The sequence below is a fragment of the Albidovulum sp. genome (genome assembly GCF_041919395.1).
Taxonomy (GTDB): Bacteria; Pseudomonadota; Alphaproteobacteria; order Rhodobacterales; family Rhodobacteraceae; genus Albidovulum.
In genome coordinates, this window is sequence record NZ_JAYRTX010000159.1 from 1 (window position 1) to 3,568 (window position 3,568).

Below are 3,568 nucleotides of genomic sequence, written 5' to 3' on the forward strand. Positions count from 1 at the left end.
ATCGACCGCTTCTCCTCGTCCGTCCAGAGCCGCTTCGTCCGACGCGCCACGCCATCACCACAGTGTCCACTATCGATGGTGGACACTATCCGGCACTCTCAGCACGCGGCAGTGCGGTCAGGCCGGAGGGTTACGACAGGCCGACGACGGCTCTGATGATGTGACCGTCCGCCTTAGTGGATCAGTGCAGACCTGCCATGGCACATCGATGCCGTCGGGGAGTGGTCACATCATCAGAGCCGCCGGACGATCGAAAGGGATTTCGGGCGTGCAACATGATCGGGATCAAGGGCGGTCCGGGCCGCGATGGGGCATCCTGTCCGCGGCGCCAACCCCGGGAGGAGAGAGCCATGCAGCTCTTCGCACTCGACGCGGCGCGGTCCTTCGGCGACCGCGTTGCCCAGCACCTGAAGACGCGGCTTCAGCCGCTCGAACTGCGGGAGTTCGACGATGGCGAACACAAGGCGCGTCCGCTGGTCAGCGTGCGCGGTCGGGATGCCTACGTGATCCAGGGTCTCGAGGGCGGCGGCGGACAGAGTGTCAACGACAGGCTGGTGCGGCTCCTGCTCTTTCTGGCGACGCTGAAGGATGACGGCGCGGCGCGGGTGACGGCAGTGACGCCCTACCTTGCCTATTCGCGCAAGGACCGCCAGACCAAGGCACGCGACCCGGTGGCGACACGGACGGTCGCGCGCCTGATCGAGGCCGCAGGCACCGATGCCGTCGTGACGGTCGAGGTCCACAACCTCGCGGCTTTTCAGAACGCCTTCCGCTGTCCTGCCTGGCATCTCGACACCCATGCGCTTTTCGCGCGCCATCTCGCCCCGCAGTTCGGCGGGCGGGCGGTAACGGTGGTGTCGCCGGACGCGGGCGGCGTAAAGCGGGCGCAGCTCTTCCGCGAGATGCTGGAGGCAACCCTCGGGCGCGAGGTCGGTTCGGCGTTCATGGAAAAGCGGCGCAGCGCGGGCGTGGTCAGCGGCACGCATCTCGTGGGCGACATCGGCGGCGCCGTGGCGATCGTCTTCGATGACATGGTGGCGTCCGGCGGCACCATGGTGCGGGCGGCGCGGGCGCTGAAGGACAGGGGCGCGGCCGAGGTCGTGGCCGTCGCGGCTCACGGTCTTTTCACCGGGGGCGCCGAAGGGGCGGTTAGCGATCCCTCCGTCGACCGGTGGCTGGTGACCGACACGGTTCCCGCGCGCCGCCTTCCGCCCGACCTCCCAGCGCGGCGGGTGGAGGTGGTCAGCGCGGTGCCGCTCGTCGCCGAGGCGATCGGGTGCCTTCATTCCAACGGTTCGATCACGGAACTTCTGGCGTTTCCAGGATAGGGGCGACACGCTCGGCTTCCGCGAGGTAGCGTTCGGCCTGCGGCCGCCACTTCCCGGGGGTCCTTGGCGCGGGGTCGAGGAGATGCGCCAGCGCCTGCCGTGCACGAAACGTCGCCCGGTACGCCGTGTAGAAGGCCCAGAGCCGGTCGCCGGGGTCGTCGTCGAGGTGCTCGTGCGCCGCCGCGCGCAGTCTCGGGCCGACCCAGTCGGCGCCGAGCGCCGCGCATTCCGCGGCGAGCGTCGCGTATTCCTCGAACGGGTCGAGAAGCCGGAACAGCCGCGCCAGTTCGAGGCAGTCGATGACCCGGATGGGCGGACCGAGCCAGACGTGCTCGGGACGGAGGTCCCCATGGCCCTCGACCACGTGTCCCGTGTCGAGCCGCCGCCGCAGCAGCGCCGGTTCCCGGTCGAGCACGCGCGCAAGCAGCGTGGTCAGGCGCGCCAGCCTCGGCGCCGCCTCGATGAAGGGTGCCTCGCTGAGCAGGGCGCGCGTTTCCGCGATCGTCTCGCGGTAGCGGCCGAGGTAGCTTCCGGCCGTGGGATGCTCGGCGGGGCAGGTCCGATGGAACCGGGCGAGGCGCTCCGCGATCGCGTCGATGTCCGCTTCCGACGTGCTTCCGGCCGCGAGCCGCCGGTCGAGAAAGCGTTCGTCCGCGAGCCGCCGCATCCGGACGAGCCATTCCGTGGTCACGCCCGTGCCGCCGAGCGAGAAGGTCCCGTCCCGCTCCCGCGTGAGCCGCGAGAGGCCGAGATATACGTCCGCCGCAAGCCGGCGGTTCAGCCTGACTTCTTCGGCGCAGGCATCGTGCCGCAGGTCCAGACGGGTGAAGTTGATCGAGTTGCGGCGGACCGGTTTCTTCATCTTGTAGACGACGGCTGGGGTGAGGAAGACCCAAGCCATGCTCGTCTCGCGGATCTCCACCGGCACGTCGGTGCCATTGCGCAGCAACGCCTCGACCGCCGCGACCTTCTCGGCGGCGGACGGTTCGCTGCCTGTCTTCCCGCGCGCCGACGTCATCGGCGCATTCTCTCCGGCTGCGCGGGCGCGGCCTTGATCCGTGTCAAGCCGCGTTCCCGGCGGTGCAGCGGAACGGGCCGGGGATGGGCGGCCGGCGGGGTATTGCGTGGTTGCGTCATGCTCCCCGCAACGGGCGGGGTCGCGGTCGTGGCAGCATGCCTGTCCCTGGCCCCCCATGTAATGCCCAAGGGCGCGACACAGGCTCCCGGGCGGCTCCTCGGCTCACGGGGGCGGCCGGGTTCGCCCGGAAGTAGGGCGCCGAATGCCTTTCGGCGCCCCGGCGGCAGCGGGCGAGGCGAAGGACACATGCGGGCTTCCGGGGAAGCAAGGAGCATACGAGAGTGCGGGAACCTCTCGCTCCGCCGACCGTGTCTGCGTCATCGGCATCTTGACCTCGGGCCCGTGCTGGCCTAGGTCAGCCTCACCCCGGGCGGGTATGGTGAAATGGTATCATGAGAGCCTTCCAAGCTCCAGGTGCGGGTTCGATTCCCGCTACCCGCTCCAATTCCAAGGATAACTATTTGATTTCTCGCGAAAATATTTTCGCCGCCTCGCGCCGCTCGCCAACCGCATAGCCAACCCGCACGCTACTTGTCGCAACGCATTGCGACGGAATGGCGCAGACCCGGGGGGACGGTCGCGGGTTTCTCTTGAAGCACGAAATCAACCGTCGATAGTGGCAGCGACCGACTGAGGAGCGCACATGAGCCTGATCGACCAGATAATCACCGCGATCACGGAGACGGACGAAAAGACATCCGCGATCCTGCGCAGGTGCTTGGTCCTCGCGTACCAGCTCCGCAATGACGATCTTAAGGCGTGGGTTTCCAAGGAACTCAACGGATATGACATGAACGACCCGGACCTGCCTGAATACCGGAAGGTCAGAGCCCCGGCTAAAGGTCTTTTTATAGGACCGCTCGGCAGCCAGATAAACGACCAGCCTTTGCCGTCGGCGGTATTGGAGCCGGATCACCGACGATTTGCTGAAACGGCTGACCTAGTTCAGCCAATCGCCGCTTATGAAGAAATCTCGTCCGACAGCAATCTCCAAATCGCATGGTCTGCGAACCTAACGCTCAAGTATCAGTCTGTATTTTTCGGGGGAAATTACGCGCTCAACCGGGCTTGGCAGGAAATCCCCGGATCGTGCTTCGTCGCTATTGTCGACACGGTTCGGACGCGTCTATTGACGCTTGTCCTCGAACTAAAAAACCAGACC

The 3,568-nt window shown here is 66.8% G+C and carries 3 protein-coding genes and 1 tRNA gene; 3 read left to right on the forward strand and 1 reads right to left on the reverse strand.

Features of this window, described 5'->3' with window-relative positions; translation table 11 throughout:
• Positions 1-350 precede the first annotated feature (350 nt).
• On the forward strand, positions 351-1,328 hold the full coding sequence (locus ACMUOO_RS16670; protein WP_301919533.1) for a ribose-phosphate diphosphokinase: 978 nt from the start codon (positions 351-353) through the stop codon (positions 1,326-1,328).
• On the opposite strand, the gene ACMUOO_RS16675 is transcribed toward ACMUOO_RS16670, so the two are convergent.
• Positions 1,300-2,346, reverse strand: a complete 1,047-nt coding sequence (locus tag ACMUOO_RS16675; protein WP_301919532.1) for a hypothetical protein — start codon at positions 2,344-2,346, stop codon at positions 1,300-1,302. The two genes, ACMUOO_RS16670 and ACMUOO_RS16675, sit on opposite strands and share 29 nt — an antisense overlap.
• Positions 2,347-2,776: 430 nt before the next feature.
• Here ACMUOO_RS16675 and ACMUOO_RS16680 point away from each other — a divergent pair.
• Both ACMUOO_RS16680 and ACMUOO_RS16685 read left to right on the forward strand, forming a co-directional pair.
• Positions 2,777-2,850 (forward strand) — tRNA-Gly (locus tag ACMUOO_RS16680).
• Between the two features lie 199 nt (positions 2,851-3,049).
• A partial coding sequence (locus ACMUOO_RS16685; RefSeq protein ID WP_413855759.1) for a hypothetical protein occupies positions 3,050-3,568 on the forward strand: 519 nt, incomplete at its 3' end.

Bases quoted from the DNA above. Each gene is read 5' to 3' on its own strand.
- ACMUOO_RS16670 (WP_301919533.1), top strand. From the start codon at position 351: ATGCAGCTCTTCGCACTCGACGCGGCGCGGTCCTTCGGCGACCGCGTT.
- ACMUOO_RS16675 (WP_301919532.1), bottom strand. From the start codon at position 2,346: ATGACGTCGGCGCGCGGGAAGACAGGCAGCGAACCGTCCGCCGCCGAG.